Source organism: Lachnospiraceae bacterium, from assembly GCA_022794035.1.
Classification (GTDB): Bacteria; Bacillota; Clostridia; order Lachnospirales; family Bianqueaceae; genus CALWPV01.
In genome coordinates this window covers 60,298-78,436 of sequence record JAAWDX010000001.1, presented here as the reverse complement: position 1 = coordinate 78,436, position 18,139 = coordinate 60,298, and the positions used below count along the sequence as shown (strand labels likewise).

At 47.6% G+C, this 18,139-nt stretch carries 14 protein-coding genes; 12 read left to right on the top strand and 2 right to left on the bottom strand.

Translation table 11 applies throughout. The annotated features are described in order from the left end of the window. Positions 1-30 precede the first annotated feature (30 nt). The 4 genes from HFE64_00350 (at position 31) to HFE64_00335 (ending at position 4,380) form a co-directional block, all read left to right on the top strand. The gene (locus HFE64_00350; GenBank protein ID MCI8631926.1) at positions 31-1,782 is read left to right on the top strand and encodes a M3 family oligoendopeptidase; all 1,752 of its coding nucleotides are present in this window, start codon (positions 31-33) and stop codon (positions 1,780-1,782) included. Positions 1,783-2,431: 649 nt separating this feature from the next. After that, entirely contained in the window at positions 2,432-2,860 is a 429-nt protein-coding gene (locus HFE64_00345) for an NUDIX domain-containing protein (GenBank protein ID MCI8631925.1), read from the top strand. Between the two features lie 13 nt (positions 2,861-2,873). Beyond that, a complete protein-coding gene (locus HFE64_00340) occupies positions 2,874-3,878 on the top strand; it encodes a beta-lactamase family protein (GenBank protein ID MCI8631924.1) in 1,005 nt (334 codons plus the stop codon). Continuing rightward, complete coding sequence (locus HFE64_00335; protein MCI8631923.1) at positions 3,841-4,380, top strand: hypothetical protein; 540 nt, start codon at positions 3,841-3,843, stop codon at positions 4,378-4,380. The genes HFE64_00340 and HFE64_00335 overlap by 38 nt, the downstream gene beginning before the upstream one ends. A 7-nt stretch (positions 4,381-4,387) precedes the next feature. On the opposite strand, the gene HFE64_00330 is transcribed toward HFE64_00335, so the two are convergent. Beyond that, a complete protein-coding gene (locus tag HFE64_00330) occupies positions 4,388-4,948 on the bottom strand; it encodes a GNAT family N-acetyltransferase (GenBank protein ID MCI8631922.1) in 561 nt (186 codons plus the stop codon). Between the two features lie 490 nt (positions 4,949-5,438). Between HFE64_00330 and HFE64_00325 the strand changes: the two genes are divergently transcribed. From HFE64_00325 to HFE64_00310, 4 genes are read left to right on the top strand one after another with little or no spacing between them, the layout of a single operon-like run. Next, positions 5,439-6,506 carry a DUF1016 domain-containing protein gene (locus HFE64_00325; GenBank protein ID MCI8631921.1) on the top strand — a complete coding sequence of 356 codons (1,068 nt, stop codon included), beginning with the start codon at positions 5,439-5,441 and terminating at the stop codon, positions 6,504-6,506. Positions 6,507-6,535: 29 nt separating this feature from the next. Beyond that, on the top strand, positions 6,536-6,901 hold the full coding sequence (locus HFE64_00320; protein MCI8631920.1) for a hypothetical protein: 366 nt from the start codon (positions 6,536-6,538) through the stop codon (positions 6,899-6,901). Further along, entirely contained in the window at positions 6,898-7,998 is a 1,101-nt protein-coding gene (locus HFE64_00315; protein MCI8631919.1) for a DNA repair exonuclease, read from the top strand. Before HFE64_00320 ends, HFE64_00315 begins: the two co-directional genes overlap by 4 nt. 2 nt (positions 7,999-8,000) lie before the next feature. After that, a complete protein-coding gene (locus HFE64_00310; GenBank protein MCI8631918.1) occupies positions 8,001-10,589 on the top strand; it encodes an AAA family ATPase in 2,589 nt (862 codons plus the stop codon). Positions 10,590-10,682: 93 nt separating this feature from the next. Here HFE64_00310 and HFE64_00305 read toward each other — a convergent pair whose 3' ends face one another. Next, positions 10,683-11,633: an alpha/beta hydrolase gene (locus HFE64_00305; protein MCI8631917.1), complete on the bottom strand. Its 951-nt coding sequence runs from the start codon at positions 11,631-11,633 to the stop codon at positions 10,683-10,685. A gap of 288 nt (positions 11,634-11,921) precedes the next feature. Between HFE64_00305 and HFE64_00300 the strand changes: the two genes are divergently transcribed. The 4 genes from HFE64_00300 (at position 11,922) to HFE64_00285 (ending at position 17,707) form a co-directional block, all read left to right on the top strand. Next, positions 11,922-12,455: a TetR/AcrR family transcriptional regulator gene (locus tag HFE64_00300; protein ID MCI8631916.1), complete on the top strand. Its 534-nt coding sequence runs from the start codon at positions 11,922-11,924 to the stop codon at positions 12,453-12,455. A gap of 154 nt (positions 12,456-12,609) precedes the next feature. Next, the gene (locus HFE64_00295; GenBank protein ID MCI8631915.1) at positions 12,610-13,716 is read left to right on the top strand and encodes an anaerobic sulfatase maturase; all 1,107 of its coding nucleotides are present in this window, start codon (positions 12,610-12,612) and stop codon (positions 13,714-13,716) included. An 86-nt stretch (positions 13,717-13,802) separates the two neighbouring features. Continuing rightward, positions 13,803-16,823, top strand: coding sequence for a DUF4981 domain-containing protein (locus tag HFE64_00290; GenBank protein MCI8631914.1), 3,021 nt, complete (start codon positions 13,803-13,805; stop codon positions 16,821-16,823). Further along, entirely contained in the window at positions 16,823-17,707 is an 885-nt protein-coding gene (locus HFE64_00285; protein MCI8631913.1) for a hypothetical protein, read from the top strand. The genes HFE64_00290 and HFE64_00285 overlap by 1 nt, the downstream gene beginning before the upstream one ends. The last annotated feature ends 432 nt before the right edge of the window (positions 17,708-18,139 follow it).

The following is an 18,139-nucleotide window of genomic DNA, read 5'->3' as shown; positions in this document are numbered from 1 at the left end:
ACTAAAATGATTTTAAAAAGGAGATTACTTATGAATTCTGAATGGTCTTTAGACGTGCTCTATAAGGGCACACAGGATCCTGCGCTGCAGGCAGACATTGAGAAACTGCAGCAGCAGATCGATTCCTATAAAGAGCTCATCGCCTCTCTCGGCAGCGAGGCGCCGGCAGTAACGCTGCGCAAGGTAGTGGAGGCCAAGGAGGAACTGCAGGTTCTGCAGCGCCGCCTGATGGGATATTTCAGCCTGCGCCGCTCGGCCAACAGCTCCGACTCGGAGGGTGCGGCCTATCAAACCAAGCTTCAAAATATGACAGCTGGTCTTTCCAAAGAAAACGTAATTTTTGAGAAATACGTAGGCCAGCTCGAAAATCTGGACGAAATTTTAGACAGCGACGACGTATTAAAGCAGTATCATTTTTATTTCCAGCAGGTGCGTCAGTCCGTTTCCCACAAAATCAGCGATGAAGGCGAGGATGTATTCGCCAAGATGAACCTCTCCGGCGGCCAGGCATGGCATGACCTGTTCGATTATCTCACCTCTGTTGTGGTAGCAGATTACAACGGCGAAGAGGTCACACTCGCCGGCATTCGTGCGCTGGCTGGCAGCGACGACCCCGAGGTGCGCAAATCCGCCTATGAGGCCGAGCTCAAAACCTATGACAAGATCAAACACGGCATCGCCTATGCGCTCAACAGCATCAAGCTGCAGGTCAATACCGAGGCCGAAATGCGCGGCTTCGCAAGCCCGCTGGACATGACGCTGGAGCAGTCCCGCATGCAGAGAGCCACGCTCGAGGCTATGCTTGAGGCCATGCGCGAATACATGCCCAAATTTCACGCCTATCTGCGCCACAAGGCCGAGCTGCTCGGCCACAAAAACGGCCTGCCGTGGTACGACATCGCGGCCAGCGTGGGCAAGGCCGGCTCCCAAAAATTTACCGTCGAAGAGGCGCACGAATATCTGGTGGAGCACTTCAACAACTTCGCGCCCGATCTGGCGCAGATGGTTGATCAGGCCTTTAAGGAAGAATGGATCGATTTTTACCCGCGCGGCGGGAAAGTAGGCGGAGCGTTCTGCTCTAATCTGCCGTTTGTCAAACAGAGCCGCATCCTTACCAATTTTACGGGCGGCTTCGGAGACGTTGTTACGCTGGCGCATGAGCTTGGCCATGCATATCACGGCATGCAGATCCAGGATCACCGTCCGCTGAACACGGGCTATACGATGCCGGTGGCGGAGACGGCTTCTAACTTTAATGAGCTGATTATCATGAATGATGCGATTGCGCATGCGACCGGCGAGGAGAGGCTGCAGCTGATCGAGAGCCAGATTCAGGACTGCACGCAGGTGATTGTGGATATTTATTCGCGCTTCCTGTTTGAGGATGAGGTGATCCGCCGCCGCAAGGATACGTTCCTGTTCCCGGAGGATCTGGAGCAGATTATGATTAACGCGCAGAAGGAGGCATTTGGCGATGGGCTCGATCCGGAGTATCTGCATCCGTACATGTGGTGCTGCAAGAGCCATTATTATCGGCCGGGTCTTAGCTATTATAACTTCCCCTATGCATTTGGCTGCCTGTTCTCTCGGGGCCTGTATGCGAAGTATTTGGAGGAGGGCGAGGCGTTCCTGCCGAAGTACCGTGAGCTTTTGAAGGCGACGACGGTAGATACTGTGGAGCACGTGGCGCAGATTGCCGGCATTGATCTGACAAAGCCTGATTTCTGGCGCGCGAGCCTGGACATTATTGCAGAGAAGATTGATTTGTTTTTGGAAGCATAAGGGTAAAAAGATCGCTCCTCGGTCGGCTACGGTGGTACGCCTTCCGTGGAGCGATCTTTTTATGTAGTGTGAGGCTGGGGAGCGATTGAGTTGGTGCTTGGAAGGCTCCCCGACTTTATAGATTGTGGATATTAAGAATCCCCAAACCGTTGCAATACGGTACGGGGATTCGTTCTTTTGTCTGAATGGATTTGTAATTTCTTTTGCCTACTGGCATTATAGGATATGCAAAAATTTTTCTCAATTGCAACCCTCTTTTTCTTCAAGTACTCGTAGATCTTTGCATGAGGATTCATCGGATATACTGTATTTTTTGATGGCGCTCTTTAATAAACATAACCATATCTCCAAATTAAAAGTAATGTAGCATCGAATTCGATATCACCATTATACAATATATTCAATATATTCGGTAATCGATTTTGCTTATATTTAATGAATTGCATACTTTAAAAGTGAATTTCAATTATACAAATCCAGTGGGGAGAAATAATGAAACTATGTGAATAGAAATTTAGTTGCGCCTTAGATACAAAACATGATACAATCGCACACAAAATGGAATACCTTTTATGACAGAAAACAAAAGATTCAATTGATTGTAAATTCTTTAATAATGCCCTGAGCTGGATGAAGGAGGAAGCCTACCATGAAAGAAATCAGGTTCTATGAACAGGTAGAAGATGAGCTGCTTAAGTTTGCTGTTATCATATCTAAAAATAGGGGACAGTATATTTTTTGTAAGCATCGAAGCCGCAGCACTTGGGAAATTCCTGGCGGTCATCGTGAGCCAGGTGAAACGATTATGGATACGGCGAAGAGGGAGCTGTATGAGGAAACGGGCGCCTTGGAATTTGACATAAAACCCGTATGCGTATATTCTGTTACAGACCCCGAGCGCTTCAACGGAGAAGAATCCTTCGGCATGTTATTTTTTGCTGATATAACACGCTTTGAGGCAGAACTGCATAATGAGATTGAAAAAATTATAGCTATGGACGCATTGCCGGAGCAACTGACCTATCCGGATATTCAGCCTGCTTTAATGGAGGAGGCAGGGAGACGGGGTTATCGATAAGGAGAAATCATTCATGACAGATTTAAACCAGAAGCTAAAGCGCTATATTAATGAAGAGATGGAGTACTGGGATTTTTCCGGTGTGATTAGGGTCATACAAAAGGGAGAAATTCTATTTGAGAGCTGCCGCGGGTATGCTAGTATTGAGTTTGGCGTTAAAAATACAATGGCCACTCGTTTTACGGTTGCATCAGTTACAAAACAGTTTACGGCATTTGCAATTATGCTTCTGCAAGATAAAGGATTGCTGCAGCTGGACGAAAAGGCAAACCGGTATTTGCCGCCCCATCTTCAGCTGCCATCGGAGATAACGGTCCATCATCTTTTATCCCATACATCAGGATTACATAATAGCTATAATTTTGAAGATGATTTTTATGTGAATGAGGACAGAAAGCCCTATGATAAAGAGTTGTTTTTTAAAAACTGGATTGTGAAGGAGCCTATTAGAAAACCAGGAGAAGTATTTGAGTATAATAATTTTAACTATACTCTACTGGCATGGATCATTGAATTTGTTTCCGGACAGAGCTATCATGAATTTCTACAGCAGCATATATTTTCTAAGCTTGAAATGCATGACACGACATTTGACAATGATCAGGACATTCTGATTAACAAAGCCAGCCAGTATATGCGTAACTATGGTATATTGGTCAGGATTCCCTATACTAACAATTTGTATGGCATAGGTGCAGGGGCACTGGTTACGAGCTGTGATGATTTGCAGAAATGGTATGAATGTCTTAAAAATAAATGCATTTTATCAGACCGCGGATATGAAATCTATTTATCAGAAAATAAAAATCACTATTGCTATGGGTTGGAGCGATGTGATGAGGCCGGTGTTATCAGCTATATGCATGGAGGGGATTTTTTCGGAGTGTCTGCTTATACACGGTATTATTTTGATGAGGATCTTTGTATTCTTATCATGACCAATACAGAATCTGTAGATCAATACCGTCTAGGAAGCTCGATTGGAGAAATTCTGCACGGCGGCGAGCCTGCGAGATAAAATACAGTATCGGTTAATGACAAATCACGACAGCATCGAAATCTCAGATAAGATATTCGGCTTTGCAACGCCGGCGCAGCGGGAGTTTAATGCTGTTTTTAGAGAGAAGGCCTTTGAGCTGGCAATTAAACATCAGGTGAACCTATTGTTTACCTTTGTTTGTGCTTTTGAAGATCCGGAAGAAAAAGCATATTTAAAAGGGCTGGAAAGTCTGTTTCGCGCTAGCGGCGGTGAGTTTTATTTTGTTGAGCTCAGTGCTGCACTGGAAACGAGACTTGAAAGAAATGAAACGCCGCATCGAATGGAGATGAAGCCCTCCAAACGCAATGTCCAGTGGAGCAGAAATGACCTTTTGCGTAGCACAGAAGACCATAGACTCAATACATACGAGGATAAGGTCTGGTTTGAAAATCATATGAAAATTGATAACACAAATCTCATGCCGGATGAGGTGGCCGATTTGGTTATTGAAAGGTTTGGTCTTGCGCGCAGCGAGCAATAAGGAGGCATTAGATAGAAGACTTTTCCCAGTCGCTTCTGAGAATCCCGTATTCGGATATATCAAGAAATTCACCGTCTGCGGTTTTAAAATATTCACGCTTCGTTCCTTCGAGAGTGAGTCCGCATTTCTGAGCTACCCGACCAGAGGCCGGGTTTTTAACGGCATGCGATATGCCGATGCGATTTACACCAATCTCTGTAAATAAAAAGTTTATAACAGCCTTGGCAGCTTCCGGCATAAGACCCTTGTTCCAATAAGCATAGCCCATACAATAGCCAAGCTCTGCCCATTCGTTTTTTTCGTTGATTCGAACAACACTGATGTTGCCGATAGGCGCACCTTCGTATTCCAAAACCCAATTATAGGTATCGGGCTTATAAGCAGCACACCAGAGATCAAGGAGCTTTTTAGTGGATTCCGGAGATGTATGAGGGCACCAGGTCAGATAGCGGGTCACTCTTTCGTCGCTTGCCCAGTTTTCAAACATGGCCTGTGCATCGTCAACGGTGAATTTTCGCAGTATAAGCCTTTCAGTGTGTAAAGTCTGCGTTCCCTTATGTGTAATCATCTGTTTTACCTCCTGAAAATTTTAAATAGTATAGGGTTTGGGCTTTTAGTTGTCAAGGAGTTTCAGTAAAGTTGTTTAAAAATACGCATAGATTCCCTGTATCGGAGGAGTGTATAAAACGCTGAGAAGGGTTGAAAACACAAAAGAAAAAGATGGCTAAGCGATCATGAAAATGATATAATAAGCGCAGCCAGATATATTTTGGCTATTCAAGCAATTGTGCTGCGCTATGAGTTTGCCAGAGGCAAACTCCGATATCGTCATGGTATAAAAATGATCTAAAGATCATTTTTAGTAAGATTGCCGAAAGGCAATCTTATACGACCGCAAGAATCCCGGAGGGATTTCTTGTTTTATTTGGCCTATGTCAAACGAATGCTCAGCGAAGGATGGACTGAACATACGGTATGGTATAACTTTGTTCATTAGTCAATATATTCAATTGAATTACTTTTGGCACGAATAGAAAATGTTATAAGAGGGTGAAATTATGAGCGAGTTAATGCGTATTGATGAGGAATATAGAAGTTGGATACAGGAGCTTGGAGATAGATATAGGACCAGCCAGATTAAAGCTTCTATTCGTGTGAATAATGAGATGTTAATGTATTATTGGTCAGTAGGAAAAGATATTACAGAAAGACATGCTAACAGTAAGTGGGGAAATAAATTTTTTCAAAATATGAGTATGGATATATCCGAGATGATTCCGAATACAAAGGGATTTTCTCCGACTAATTTGCGTTACATGATGCGTTTTTATGAATGTTTTAAAGATTTAGAATTTGTTCCCCAAGTTGAGGAACATTTTGAGATGGCATCGAATAAGGTGTTTATGATTCCGTGGGGACATATCAAGTTGTTGATTGATAAGTGTCACGATAATCTGAGGAAATTTAATTTTTACATTGATAAGATTATTGAAAATAACTGGTCAAGAGCTGTTTTATTGAATTTTTTGGGAACAGACTTATATGAACGGCAAGGACACGCAATTACCAATTTTCAGTATACATTGCCTAAAGAAACAGGTGATTTGGCACAGGAAATAACCAAAGACCCATATAATTTCGACTTTATAGCAATTCGCCAAGGATATAATGAAAAAGAATTAAAAGATGCATTGATGGATAATGTGCAGAATTTTCTAATGGAACTAGGAAGCGGATTTGCGTTTGTAGGAAGAGAGTACAGGTTGCAGGTTGGTAATACAGAGCAGTATATTGACATGTTGTTTTACAATGTAAAGCGTCATTGTTATGTGGTTGTTGAAGTAAAAGTTGTTGAATTTGAATCAGGATTTATTTCGCAGACGGCTATATATGTTTCAGCGGTAAACCATATTCTTAGGGGTGAAGGAGATACACAGACGATAGGACTTCTTATTTGTAAAACTAAAGATAATATATTGGCAAAATATGCAGTAGAAACATTCACAGAACCAATAGGAATATCTGAATATGAATTAAATGCATTGATGCCAAAAGATTTTAAAGGCACATTGCCTACGATAGAAGAATTGGAGCGGGGCTTGAGTAAAGATACGGTGAATTATTAAGTAGGTCAATATTAAACAGGAGGCATCAGATGACAAAGAAAAATACAGTGATATACATAGTTTCCTTACTAATATTATGTGCGGGGTTCCTATTGTGCCGGTATGTGTTTTTGGAACTGCACGGCATGCATGACTGGCCGCTTGTTTTGTTTATATTTAGTTTATTTGCAATCGGCCTGGCCTTTCTTTTGAAGACCAAGAAAGCGCCGGTTTTCATATCGCTGGCCTATCTTGCCGGTTTTGCGGCAGGTTTAGTGTTTCAGACGAACGGCGTAGATCCGGGAGGCGGACATACGAATAATCTCTGGCTGATCTGGACAGCCGTACTGGCAGTAGCATCGGCAGCGGCACTGCTGGGCGAGCTCGCACTAAGAAGAAGGAAGGGACAGCGATGAAATTCATTCACTGTGCGGATTTGCATCTGGATTCCAAGATGAATGCGAATCTGGATAAGGAAAGGGCAAAAGAAAGACGGGGCGAGCTCCTGCACACCTTTGAGCGCATGGTCGCCTATGCCGAGCAAAATGAGGTCGGCGCTATTTTAATTGCCGGAGATCTGTTTGACACCAAAACCATCTCTGCAACGGCCCGCAATACCGTGGTTCATCATATGATACAGCATCCGCAGATTACATTTTATTATTTGAAGGGCAATCACGATCAGGATCCCTTTCTTGCTGAAATAGAAGAGACGCCTGCCAATCTAAGGCTTTTTACTTCGGAGTGGACAACCTATGAGGAAGCAGATGGCCGTATCACTGTTTCCGGCCTTGAGCTTTCGCAGGATAATGCGAAAGCGGCCTATGTGTCCTTGGTGCTGGACTTTCAGAAATTCAACATTGTCATGCTGCACGGACAAGAGTCCGAGAGCACAGCAAAGGACCGAGCGGAGATCATCGAGCTTAAGGCGCTGAAAAATAAGGGGATCGACTATCTGGCGCTGGGGCATATCCATGCCTATAAAAAGGAACGGCTTGATGCCAGAGGTACCTATTGCTATCCGGGCTGTCTGGAGGGCCGGGGCTTTGACGAATGCGGAGAGCATGGCTTTGTCATTATAGAGGTGGACGAGCAGACCGGCGCTTATACGCATGAATTTATTCCGTTTGCGCAAAGGAAGCTGTATACGGTTACGGCCGATGTGACGGACTGTCAAACAACGGCCGAGATGATTGCCGTCGCTGCGTCAGCCCTGCAGGAGGCAGGCTGTACGGCGGACAGTCTGGTCAAGCTCGTGCTTACGGGGAGCCTGGACGTTGCCTGTGAAAAGGATATTGCTTATCTTCAATCCCGCTTTGCGGGCAGCTTTTACTTTGTTAAGGTTTACGATGAAACCGCGCTCAAAATCAATATTGAGGATTATTTACTCGATGAATCGCTAAAAGGAGAATATGTGCGCCAAGTCATGAAGGATGCCGCGTTATCGGATGAGGAGAAAGCGCAGATCATCCGATACGGCCTGCAGGCGCTTGCCGGAGAGGAGATTGAGTAGCGATGAAATTAATTTCCTGTCATATTGAAAATTTTGGAAAGCTGCAGGATTACTCTGCGGATTTTTCAGATGGCGTCAATGTCATCTGCAAGGAAAACGGCTGGGGCAAAAGCACACTCGCGGCCTTTATCAGAGCCATGTTTTACGGCCTTGAGGGGGAGAGAAGGCGCAGCCTGCAGGACAACGAGCGGAGACGCTACAAGCCCTGGCAGGGCGGTGTCTTCGGCGGTCAGCTTGTGTTTGAAACAAGCGGCAAGACCTATCAGATCACAAGGATATTTCAGGATAAGGAAGCAAACGACACCTTTGAGCTTCGCGACGCGAAGACCAATCTGCCGTCCAAGGATTACAGCAAAAGGATTGGCGAGGAGCTATTCAAAATTGACCGCGAATCCTTTCTGCGGACCGTCTTCATCACGCAAAGCGCATGCGAAACTGCGGCGACAGATGATATCAATGCCAAAATCGGCAATCTTTCCGATAATACGCACGATCTGAATAATTTTGATACCGCCAGCACGCGGCTCACAGACATGCTGAACCGCCTGACGCCGAAGCGCGCCACCGGCTCTCTCAGCAAAAGAAGAGAGCAGATTGCCGCCTATGAGCGCCTGGTGCAGGGTGGTCAGAGCCTTTCCGCCAGTATCGATGCTTACCGTCAGCAGCTGCAGGCCGAGCAGGACGCCTATGAGGCATGTAAGCTGCAGCAGCAAAATGCAGCCAAGCGGCAGGAAGAGCTTGCCAAGCAGCACACCGCCGCGGCGGCAAAATCCGAATGGAGCCGCCTTCAAAAGGCGGTGCAGGCAAGAACGGAAGAAGCTGTGCAGGCCCGGCGGGAGCTGCCCGGACAGCTTCTGAGTGCAGAGGAGATCAAAAATAAAGTCATTGCCTGTACAGAGCTTGAAAAAGGACAGGAGAGAAGTTCTTTATATAAATTAACGCCGGAAGAGGAGGCAGAGCGGAGTGCTTTGTCGGAGGCTTTCTCCGGAGGCATTCCTGAGGATATAGATGATAAAATCGAGGAAGCCACTAAGCTTAGGGACTTGGAGCAGGAGCTTAATGCTAAGCGGCTGACAGCAGCGGAAAAAGAGCAGCTTAGCCGGCTGGAAGCGGACTTTGCAGATGAGGCTGAGCCGCTGACAGAGCTTGCCGCTGCCTGGCATAAGCGGGGCAGTATAAAGGCGGCGCTTTCCTCTAAGGCGGCTGCCCTGCAGGCGCTGCAGACAGCACAAAAACAGCGCGCAAGGCGGGTTTCTCCTCTTGCAGCAGCAGGAGTCATAGTCATTTTGTTAGGCGCTGTTTTGGCTTTTGCAGTTAAGATGAGCATCGGCGTCATTCTTGCCGCCGTGGGCGGCGTGCTGCTGCTCATGGGGCTGGTTGGCAATAAGAAGCAGCCGTCACCGGAGCTTACGCAGCTGCAGCAGGAGGTAGAGGAGGACCGGGCGTTTATCGGGCAGACGGATGCGAGAATGGCGGCATATTTTGAGCGGCACGGCAGGGTGTTTGCGGAGGATACGGTGGATGCTGCGCTGCAGGAGCTGACGATGGAGTCGCTGGAATATGCATCACTTAAGAAAAAGGCGGCGCAGGAGCCGGATCCTGCAGAGGCGCAGAGGACAAGGGAGGCGCTGACGGCATGGCTGAGCGGATATGGTATGGCTGCGCCGGAGGACCGTTTGCAGGATGCGCTTTATGAGCTTAGGAAGCAGGCGGCGCGGTTCTCGTTTTTGCAGGATAAGTATGAGCATTGGCAAACGGAAAGGGCGGCCTATGAGACTGGGCATCAGGAACTGACGGAGTTTCTGCGGCAAAGCGGATATCAGCCGCGCAAGGATTTGGCGCAGCAGCTTCGTGAGATACAGGAGCTTACCGGACAGCACCGGATGGCGGCTAGACTGCAGGCGGAGGCGGAGACGGAGCTGAAGGAGTTTGAGGAAAAGCATGATCCGGCGCAGCTTGCAGCGCTGCCGGATGAGGCGGAGCTGCCGTCCTTGGAAGCAGTGAATGAGCAAATACAGCAGCTGACGGACCAGATGCAGGAGGCGCAAAATAGGATAAGCGACTACCGTAAAACGCTGGCAGACCTGCAGGAAAAGCAGGAGGAGCAGGAGGAAAACAGCGCACAGCTGCAGCAGCTAAAGGAAATTCAGCTTGCAGAGCAGGAAAAATATGCGGCTGTCAGCATGGCCAAAGAGAAGCTGATATTGGCTAAGGAGGCGATGACGGCTCGCTATGCGGACCCGATACGAAGGGCCTTTGGCATGTATTATGAAAAGATTTCGGGAGAGCCGGCCGAGGCGTTTCATGTGGATGCCAATACCAATGTGACGGTGGATGAGTTTGGCAAGCAACGAGAGATTGCTGCGCTTAGCGCAGGGTATCGTGATTTGATAGGGGTTTGTCTGCGCATCGCTTTGGTTGACGCGATGTATCAGGAGGAAGTGCCGGTTCTGATTATGGATGATCCGTTCACCAATTTGGATGATGAAAAGAATGCAGCTGCCGCAGCGTTTTTAAAGGAGATTGCGGAAAAGTATCAGGTGATCTATTTTACCTGCAGCACGAAAAGGGAAATGAATATCATACAATAAAACAGAAGACCGCCCTTAAAAATAGGGCGGCCTTTTTATGTGCAATTTGTTCTACAAAAGCTAGTATGATTATACAAGCCAATCTCACGGCAGTTAATTCACCGGCATATATTGATTCAGATATTGCTCTACGGCTTCCATGTATTCTTTGTAGATTTTGTCATCATTTTGCAGTCCGTGACCGGAATGCGGACATTCAAAATATTTGTAATCCACTGAATGCTGTTTATAAGCTTCCAATAATCTTTGAGAGCCTTTATATGGCTGGATTTTATCGTATTTTCCATATGCAACAACACTCGGAACAGTATTTTCATCCACCCACATGACTGCCGATATGGGTTTTAACTTTTCTATATAAGAGCCGTCCTTTATCATTTGCGGCGTCAATTCCACACCGCCCATAACACCTAAAAGACCGGCGGCGCCTTTTCTTGATTCATTCGTGTCCCGATCAAAGCCGTAAATATCCCAATCTTCCGCATAAAAGCTGGAAGGTCCCACAGCGCCAAATAATAACTTGACTGGAACCGGCGATTCGTCTGCATCTCTGTAAGCGTAAATCATAGCAAGCGCATGACCGGCCGAGCCGCCTGCCATAGCCAATTTATCTATATGGTATCCAAGCCTTTCCGCTTCTTCCACGACCTTCGGCATAGCTTCTTTGATTTCCATTGACTGAGAATATACGCTTTTGTTATTTGTTTCGTTACGCAGCGTATAGTTGATTCCTGCCGCAACATAGCCTTTGGAACACAGCCATGAAAGCATTTCAGCGTCCCCCGACTTATCTCCTTGTGTAAATCCGCCTGCGTGGAGATAAATCACCAAACCGTAACTTTCCTTACTTCCGTCTGCAGGAACATACAGGTCAAATTTGTTGGCTTCGCCGTCACCGTAGGAAATATCTTTATAAACCTTTCCGATCTCATCCGTTAATTGAACAGAGTATTGTTTTGCCCATGACGGCCGAATCGCAAATTTTGAAGCGACTCCAAACCCAAAAGAAACAAGAAACGCTGCTATACAAATAAATATAAACATACCTCTACCTTTCTTTTTTTCTGGTTTCACAGAAAATTACCTCCAAACAATGTTCCGCCGAGCAGAAGATTCATAATCCCTCGGACTGTCAGCCGTCCTAAAAGGGCGGCGATAATGACGATGATCAATACAATCATCAGCCGTTTTTGTGTAAGTGTCATTTCTTTTTTCCTTTCTGCCATTTACTATTGACTTTTGTTTTCAGCGTGTTATGATAACGATGAAACAATTGTCTTGATGATCTATTTGTATCATCGAATTTTCTTGGTGTCAATAGGAGACGGAAAAATGAGACAGACCCTGAAAAATGTATCACCGTTTAGCAACGAAGCAAGGAACGCTTATGTCATAGAGCATATTACGGACGCGCTTCTAAAGTTGCTGCGGGACAAGCCAATCGGAGATATATCCATCAGCGAATTGTGCGACCTTGCCGGCATCGGCAGAGCTTCCTTTTATCGAAATTATGAAAGTAAGGAGGATATTCTGCGGGGATATATCCATAAAATATTCAAGGAATGGACGGACGAAGCAGAGCGAAAGGATAACAGACCATTAAATGAATTGCTCGGCTTACTGTTTGCACACTTTGAAAAAAACAGAGATTTTTACAGCCTATTAAATGAAAGAAATCTCGTGTACCTTTTGAAAGATGTCATTATCGGACTATGCGGACCGAAGCCCGAGCATTCAAAGGTGGAAGTATACGCAAGAGCATATGTAGCATACGCGCTGTACGGCTGGATCGAAGTTTGGTTTCAGCGTGGAATGCAGGAAACCGCAGAGGAAATTGCGGGAATGTTCAGAGATCAGGGGCTTTAATGCAGAATTTGCTGCAAAGATATGAAAAAGGCCGCTGGATGATATACCATCGTGGTCATCCGGTGGCCTTTTTAGAGATTGCCCCTTGTCATGCTCTGGCGGCTGGTGCTATAATAGGCGCAACAAAGACCGAAGCTACAGGAGAGGAGGTTCTATGCCGCCTATCAATCTACTGATCAAACCAGCGTCCGGAAGCTGCAATATGCGCTGCCGGTACTGCTTTTATATGGATGAAACCAGCAAGCGTGAAGAAGAAAATTATGGCATGATGAGCGAGGAGACGCTCGAAATCATTCTGCAAAAGGCGCTTGCCGAAACCGAGCACACGCTTGACCTTGGCTTTCAGGGCGGCGAGCCTACGCTCGCAGGGCTCAGCTTCTACCGAAGGCTGATCGAGCTTGAAAAAAAGCATAATCACAGAGGCATTTCCATTCACCATGCCATTCAAACTAACGGATACCTGATCGATGATGAATGGGCCGAATTCTTTGCGCAAAACCAGTTTTTGGTCGGGCTTTCCATGGACGGACACAAGGATCTGCATGATCTGTACCGGCTCGATGCTGCTGGCAAAGGGACGCACAGCCGCGTGCTGCATGCGGCTCAGCTTCTAAAGAAGCATAAGGCCGAATTCAATATTTTGATTGTCGTCACCAAGGAGCTTGCCAAAAGCATCGGCAAGGCCTACGGCTTTTTCTCCAAGCAGGGCTTTACCTATCAGCAATATATCGCCTGCCTCGATCCGCTCTATGAACAGGAGGGGCAGCAGAATTATTCGCTCACGCCTCAGCTGTACGGCCAGTTCCTATGTGATCTGTTCGACCTGTGGTATCAGGATCTCAGCAAAGGGAACTGGGTCTACATCGGCTACTTCATCAATCTCATCAATATGCTGCGCGGCGGCCGGCCGCAAACCTGCGGTATGAGCGGAAGCTGCAGCCATCAGCATGTCGTCGAGGCCGACGGTCGCGTATATCCCTGCGACTTCTATATGCTGGACGAGTACTGTATCGGCAATTTGAGAACCGACAGCTTTGCAAAGATCAGTGCAAACCGCGACCAGCTAGGCTTCATCCCGCTTTCGCGGCAAATTGACCCTGCGTGCAGGACTTGCCCCTATGCGTTCATCTGCCGGGGAGGCTGCCGGCGCAACCGTGAGCCAATCGTCGACGGGCATCTGTCGCGCAATTACTACTGTCAGTCCTATCAAATGTTTTTTAAATATGCAATGCCGCGCCTGCAGGCGCTCGCCCAGGGCTAAGCAGCAGAAAAGAGAACAAGTTTGTGTCTGCGCTGCGACACAAACTTGGCAATATGCGCAAAGGACAGCGCAGAAAAGAGGTAATTATGAATATTCCTAAGTATTATGAAGATCCCCGCACCCTGCATGTGGGGACGGTGGACAACCGCTCCTATTATGTACCGTTTTCTACCGTGGAAGAAGCGCTCCTCGGAGACCGCGAAATGTCCGATCGCTTTTTGCCGCTGAGCGGCCTTTGGGGCTTCCATTATTATGACAGCGTGTATGATCTGCCGGATAATTTCTGGAACGAGGATATCTCCAATGACCAGATCCCGGTTCCCTCTGTGTGGCAGAATCATGGCTATGACCGTCACCAGTATACGAATATCAATTATCCGTTTCCCTATGATCCGCCTTATGTGCCGGCGCAGAACCCCTGCGGCGTATATCAGCGCAGCTTCGAGATTGGTGAAAAAGGGACGGACCGCTATTATTTAGGTTTTGAGGGCGTGGATTCCTGCTTCTATGTGTGGGTCAACGGACAGTTTGCCGGCTACAGCCAGGTGAGTCATTCGACCAGTGAGTTTGATATTACGGAGCTTCTGGCAGAGGGAGACAATGATCTGACAGTGGCCGTTTTGAAGTGGTGCGACGGCAGCTATCTGGAGGATCAGGACAAGCTGCGCATGAGCGGCATCTTTCGCGATGTGTATTTGATGCTGCGGCCGCAGCACCATATCCGTGACTTTTTTGCCCATGTGGATTTAACGAATGGATACAAGGACGGCAAGCTGAGCGTTGACGTGGATTATGTCGGGGGCAGCGTACCGGTGAAGGCGACGCTGCTGGATCCGGACGGCAAGGCTCTCGCAGAGCGGCAGCCGGGCAGCGGTATTGAATTTACGGTAGAGAATGTGATCACCTGGAATGCGGAGCAGCCAAAGCAGTATACGCTGCTGCTTGAGTGTGAGGAGGAAGTGATCGCACAGAAGATCGGTTTTCGCAAGATCGAGGTGCAGGACGGCGTAGTGCTGCTAAATGGTCAGAAGATTAAGTTCCGCGGCGTGAACCGCCACGACAGCGATCCGTTTACTGGCTATACGATCAGTCCGGAGCAGGCTATAGTGGATCTGCAGCTCATGAAGGAGCATAACATCAATGCCATCCGTACCAGCCATTATCCCAATGCGCCGTGGTTCCCGCAGCTGTGCAGCGAATATGGCTTTTATGTGATCTCTGAATCCGATCTGGAGTCGCATGGCACTGTGCCGCTGATCGGCGGCAACTGGGTGGACAACTACTGCCTGCTGGCGCAGGATCCGATGTTTGAAGAGGCAAATCTGGACCGGCAGAAGCGCAATGTAATCCGTGATAAAAACTGTGCCTCGGTTGTGATCTGGTCGATGGGCAATGAAGCCGGCTATGGAGAGAACTTTGAAAAGTCAGGCCGCTGGATCAAAGCCTATGATCCTTCTCGTCTGCTTCATTATGAGCGCTCTGTGGAGCAGCCCACCGGACATACCAACGATGTAAGCATGCTGGATCTGTTCAGCCGCATGTATGCGCCCACCGAGCAGATTGAGCGCTATTTTGCCGGCGAGGATCAGGGAGCCGGCTGCAATCCGGGCGGCACGCCCAAGCCTTATGTGCTGTGCGAGTATATCCATGCCATGGGCAACGGTCCCGGAGATGCCGAAGATTATTGGCAGATCATCCAAAAATACGATGGTTTTGTTGGCGGCTTTGTCTGGGAGTGGTGCGACCATGCCGTGTATGCCGGCACGACCGAGACCGGAAAACCCAAATTCCTTTATGGAGGCGATTTCGGCGAATTTCCGCATGATGGCAATTTCTGTATGGACGGTTTGGTGTATCCGGACCGTACGCCCAGCGAAAGCCTGCTTGAGTTTAAAAATGTGATTCGTCCCGTACGCGCTGAGATGGTGGACGGCGCCAAAGGAACGGTCCGCTTTACCAATTATTATGATTTTACCAATTTGAAGGATGCAGTGGCCGGTTATTATGAGGTCGAGCGCGACGGTCAGATTCTGCAAAGCGGCTTGCTGCCGGAGCTGGAGGCAGGTCCGCATGAATCGGTCGAAGTGACACTGGACTTTGCCATGCCGCGCAAAGGAAACTGCTATCTGAATATCATCTATGTGCAGCGCGGCGATCAGCTGCTCACCGAAACGGGGCACGAGCTTGGCCGCGACCAGCTGCAGCTGCGCAGCGAAGCCATCACGCTGCCCGAGCAGAAAAACAAAGGCGATTTCAAGCTGCAGGAAAATGAAAAGGAGCTCGTCATCAAAACCGACAAGCTGCGTTACACCTTCGATAAACTCACCGGCCAGTGGACACATCTGGTCTATAAAAATCAGGACCGCATCACAAAGCCCATGGGCTTTAACATCTGGCGCGCGCCCACCGATAACGATCAGTATATCAAGCTCAAGTGGATCGAGAGCGGATTTGACCGCGTGCTTGCGCATGTATACAGCGTCAAGGCAAAGGCCAAGGACGGTCTTTGCAGCGTGCGCTGCAAAATGTCGCTGGCTCCCATCTATCTACAAAAGGTATTGGAGCTCGATGTGACCTATCTGATTGGGACGGATGGCAGCTTGGATATGACGGTGAAGGCAAAGAAGGAGATGAATATGCCGGATCTGCCGCGCTTTGGTCTGCGTCTGTTTATGCCAAAGGCAATGGATCAGGCGGAGTATTATGGCTATGGTCCGTACGAGAGTTATGTGGATAAGCATCAGGCTTCCTATATAAGCCGGTTTGAGACGACGGCGGCGGAAAACCATGAGGATTATCTGAAGCCGCAGGAATCGGGCAGTCATTATGGCTGCTTGGAGGCTAAGGTGACGGATCAAAACGGCGTGGGCATTCAGGCTGTTTCGGAAGAGGGCTTCAGCTTTAATATTTCACGGTATACGCAGGAGGAGCTGGCTGCCAAGAAGCATAATTTTGAGCTGGAGGAGGCGCCGGATACGGTGGTGTGCCTGGATTATGCGATGGCCGGTATTGGCTCTAACAGCTGCGGTCCGCGCCTGAAGGAAAAATATCAGTTTAATGAAGCGAAGTTTAAATTCCACATTCGTATCAATATGGAGGAAAAATAATGGATTTATGGCAGCCGGGGAAGCGCTGGCTTAAGGGGAATCTGCATGCGCATACCACGCAGTCGGACGGAGATAAAACGCCGGAGGAATGCATTGCCCTTTATAAAGCGCAGGGGTATGACTTCTTGGCAATTACCGATCACCGAAAGCGCTTTGCCGGATATGAGGACGATAGCTTTTTGGTGATTCCGGCAGCGGAGTACCACCGCAACTTTTTAAAGGAAGCTCCGGAATATGCGTATCATATCACGGGCGTTGGCCTTGCGCATGATATCGCGCAGGATGACAGCTTTTCGCCGCAGGATATTGTGGATGCGATCCATGCGGCGGGAGGCTTCTGCACGCTGGCGCATCCGATCTGGTCGCTGATGACGTTTGAGCAGGCGCTGGAGCTTAAGGAGTATGATGCGATAGAGGTATACAATACGATTTCGGATGTGTACAGCGGACGGGGCTATTCGGAGCTTTATATCGATATGCTGGCAAGCCGCGGCGTGTATAAACGGATTACGGCCGTGGATGATGTACACCGCTATGACCGCGATATTTTCGGCGGTTATATCATGGTGCAGGCTGAGCATAACAGCTGGCCGGAGATTCGGCAGGCGCTGATGGAAAACCGGTTTTATGCGTCGCAGGGGCCGGAAATTAAACGCATTCAAATAGAGGGGGATCATGTGAGCGTAGAGCTTTCACCGGTACAGGAGGTCCGGTTTATGACGAACAGTCTGTATAATGGAAAGCGGGTAGTATTTGGAGAAGGGCTGACCCATGCGGAGTATATAATGGCAAAGGCAGAGCGCTACGTGCGGATTGAGGCACGCGACCGGGAAGGAAAGATGTGCTGGTCCAATATCATTGTCAGAGAGGAGCATCGTTCCTGATGAGGGACGATGCTCTGTTTTGTTCAAAATGACGAAAGAAATTTAGGCCTCTCGTCAAATTCACCAAAAAGCAAAATTATGGACAAGATATGTATAAAATGTGGATTTTATATGCTTTTAAGCTGATTTTTTACCGCAAGAAAAGTGACAAAGTGGGAAAAGAAGCCACTTGAGAGCGCTTTTGATTTTTACAGTTCGTTCATATTTTCTTTACAGAGTAGAAAAAAATATACAAAGCATATTGACAAGATAACCATGGTGCATTATAATAGCAAATACAATAATTGTGGAAATTACACCAGAGGCGAATCAACGAATAGTAAATTTGCATAGATTTAGCGGTTTTTAAAAGCCTTGTGTTAAGGAAATAAAAGCCGGTAAACTTTCTTTGGCGTAATTCTAAAAATCTGAAAGGAGAGGATGAATTAAATG

What these genes read in the sequence shown, in the direction of transcription:
- HFE64_00350 (MCI8631926.1), top strand. Translation starts at nt 31, where the DNA reads ATGAATTCTGAATGGTCTTTAGACGTGCTCTATAAGGGCACACAGGAT.
- HFE64_00340 (MCI8631924.1), top strand. Translation starts at nt 2,874, where the DNA reads ATGACAGATTTAAACCAGAAGCTAAAGCGCTATATTAATGAAGAGATG.
- HFE64_00295 (MCI8631915.1), top strand. Translation starts at nt 12,610, where the DNA reads ATGCCGCCTATCAATCTACTGATCAAACCAGCGTCCGGAAGCTGCAAT.
- HFE64_00300 (MCI8631916.1), top strand. Translation starts at nt 11,922, where the DNA reads ATGAGACAGACCCTGAAAAATGTATCACCGTTTAGCAACGAAGCAAGG.
- HFE64_00305 (MCI8631917.1), bottom strand. Translation starts at nt 11,633, where the DNA reads ATGTTTATATTTATTTGTATAGCAGCGTTTCTTGTTTCTTTTGGGTTT.
- HFE64_00285 (MCI8631913.1), top strand. Translation starts at nt 16,823, where the DNA reads ATGGATTTATGGCAGCCGGGGAAGCGCTGGCTTAAGGGGAATCTGCAT.
- HFE64_00345 (MCI8631925.1), top strand. Translation starts at nt 2,432, where the DNA reads ATGAAAGAAATCAGGTTCTATGAACAGGTAGAAGATGAGCTGCTTAAG.
- HFE64_00315 (MCI8631919.1), top strand. Translation starts at nt 6,898, where the DNA reads ATGAAATTCATTCACTGTGCGGATTTGCATCTGGATTCCAAGATGAAT.
- HFE64_00310 (MCI8631918.1), top strand. Translation starts at nt 8,001, where the DNA reads ATGAAATTAATTTCCTGTCATATTGAAAATTTTGGAAAGCTGCAGGAT.
- HFE64_00330 (MCI8631922.1), bottom strand. Translation starts at nt 4,948, where the DNA reads ATGATTACACATAAGGGAACGCAGACTTTACACACTGAAAGGCTTATA.
- HFE64_00320 (MCI8631920.1), top strand. Translation starts at nt 6,536, where the DNA reads ATGACAAAGAAAAATACAGTGATATACATAGTTTCCTTACTAATATTA.
- HFE64_00290 (MCI8631914.1), top strand. Translation starts at nt 13,803, where the DNA reads ATGAATATTCCTAAGTATTATGAAGATCCCCGCACCCTGCATGTGGGG.
- HFE64_00325 (MCI8631921.1), top strand. Translation starts at nt 5,439, where the DNA reads ATGAGCGAGTTAATGCGTATTGATGAGGAATATAGAAGTTGGATACAG.